The following is a 2,024-nucleotide window of genomic DNA, read 5'->3' as shown; positions in this document are numbered from 1 at the left end:
AAGCGCTTCTTCGACAAGGCCATGGGAGCGAACGGCGATCCGGACAAGGTCGCGATGGACAAGAGTGGCGCCAACAAGGCGGCGATCGATGCGATCAACGCCGGCCGCGACGTGCCGATCCTGGTGCTCCAAGTCAAATACCTCAACAACATCGTCGAGCAGGACCATCGCGCCATCAAGCGGGTGACCAGGCCGATGCTCAACTTCAAATCGTTCCGCTCTGCCGGCTCCGTGCTCGCCGGCATCGAGCTGATGCACATGATCCGCAAGGGCCAGTTCGCAATCGACGGCGCTGATGCAATGTCGTTCGCCGACCAATTTTCTGTGCTGGCAGGAATAGTCCGTCCGGTTTGAGCGGCACAATGCCGTCCTAGGGAAATTCTGTCGTTTGATCAACAACGCGACAGAACCCTACAACGCGCCTTCGCCGGCAATCCTATCCAGCCCGCTGCATAGACGCTGAACAGTCACCGGAAAACAGGGTTAAACCGCTGGCGCCAGTTTCAGATATTGATAAAGAGTCTCGCGACTGATGCCGAACTTTCGTGTTCCTGGGTGCACGTAAAAAAGCCGGAATGCGTACTTATAAGGTATTACAACTATTGCGCAGTTCGTCATCCTGTCAACAGTCGTCGCCCTGGACCTCTCTGATGTACTTACAGATGCTTACATATGAAACCGGCAACATACACCCTTAGTGTCAAGCGGGCATTACGCTGCAGACATGCCTCCTGTGAACATTTGAGTTCATTTGTAGCAGGTGTTTGCCCTGTCGATCTTCTAACGTTGGAGTTTAAAATGAAATCAAAAATCTTCTTATTGTCTGCCCTTGTATGTGCCTCGCCCGCATTCGCTGCCGATGATATTTCGCTCGGTACTCCTGGCTACGGCGGCACCGGTTGCCCTGCCGGTTCGGTGTCAGTGACCCTCAGCCCGGATGCGAAATCCTTGAGCCTCCTGTTCGACAAATACCAGATCGCTGTTGGTGGCAACACCGGCAAAAGTTTTGATCGCAAGAGCTGCAACATCGCCATACCTGTACATGTCCCCCAAGGGATGAGCGTGGCCGTCATGAAGATCGACTACCGGGGCTTCAACCGTCTGCCAACCCAGTCGTCCTCTCAATTTAACGTCGAATATTTTTTTGCCGGCACCCGGGGCCCGTCGTTCCAGCGCAGTTTTCGCGGTGCGCTCGATGAGGATTACCTGATCAACAATGACCTGGTGGCCGAGTCGATGGTATGGTCCGGCTGTGGCGCCGATGTCAACCTGCGCACCAATTCGAGCATGAAGGTCCAGACCACCGGGAACCGGGAAGCGATGTCGTCGATCGACTCGCAGGACGTTAACGCCGCAATTATTTACCAACTGCAGTGGCGCAAATGCGGCAGCTGATAAAAAATCTGGAGTGCCCCTCGCCGGGCGTAAAGTGGAGGATGCTGGCCGTGCTGGGGGCGGGAGTGGGCGCTGCAATGGCCTTGCCCGCCCATGCGGCGCAGGATGGCTGTCCCCAGGGTAGCTATTCTGTCGTCGTCGCACCCGATCACAGCACGCTCAGTGTTCTGTTTGATCAATTCAAGGTCGACAGTAATGCCAGCGCTCAGCCGGCAACGCAAAGTATGGTGTGCTCGATTAGTCATCCCTTGAGCCTGCCGCCAGGTATGTCGCTTGGCGTCTATAAAGTTGACTACCGTGGCTTTGCAAAGATTGCCCCTTCCCAAGAGGCGTCTCTGGCCGTGCAGTATGGTCTGGCCCCCCACGCCAACCAGCATGGTCGGGTGTTTCGGCGCAAGATCAAGGGAGGCCAGGATGGCGACTATTTTTTCACTGAAAATATTGGTGCCGGTCAGATGAAGCGGGTGGGCTGCGGCGCCTCCGCAATGCTCAATGTCAAGATCGGTGGCCGTCAAGCTAGTTGTCGCCTAATATAGTCGTTATGCTGCTTTCTTTTGCAGCACGGTTTCCTCTACTCGGGCGCCATCACTGATGGTCTTTTCCGGATTGAGGTGGACGACGGACACTGG

3 protein-coding genes are annotated in these 2,024 nt (G+C 55.6%); all 3 read left to right on the top strand.

From position 1 onward, the window contains the following. A partial coding sequence (locus CR105_RS27335) for a DDE-type integrase/transposase/recombinase (protein WP_143752835.1) occupies window positions 1–354 on the top strand: 354 nt, incomplete at its 5' end. A 444-nt stretch (window positions 355–798) separates the two neighbouring features. Then, the gene (locus CR105_RS27330) at window positions 799–1,395 is read left to right on the top strand and encodes a DUF4360 domain-containing protein (protein WP_099794110.1); all 597 of its coding nucleotides are present in this window, start codon (window positions 799–801) and stop codon (window positions 1,393–1,395) included. Window positions 1,396–1,436: 41 nt separating this feature from the next. Beyond that, entirely contained in the window at window positions 1,437–1,931 is a 495-nt protein-coding gene (locus CR105_RS27325) for a DUF4360 domain-containing protein (RefSeq protein ID WP_180288338.1), read from the top strand. Window positions 1,932–2,024: the final 93 nt, after the last annotated feature.

Source organism: Massilia eurypsychrophila, from assembly GCF_002760655.1.
Taxonomy (GTDB): domain Bacteria; phylum Pseudomonadota; class Gammaproteobacteria; order Burkholderiales; family Burkholderiaceae_D; genus JAFCUW01.
The sequence above is the reverse complement of the archived record's forward strand: the minus strand, read 5'-3'. Positions and strand labels throughout refer to the sequence as shown.

Excerpts from the sequence above, each read along its gene's own strand:
- CR105_RS27325 (WP_180288338.1), top strand. The coding sequence starts at position 1,437 with ATGCTGGCCGTGCTGGGGGCGGGAGTGGGCGCTGCAATGGCCTTGCCC.
- CR105_RS27330 (WP_099794110.1), top strand. The coding sequence starts at position 799 with ATGAAATCAAAAATCTTCTTATTGTCTGCCCTTGTATGTGCCTCGCCC.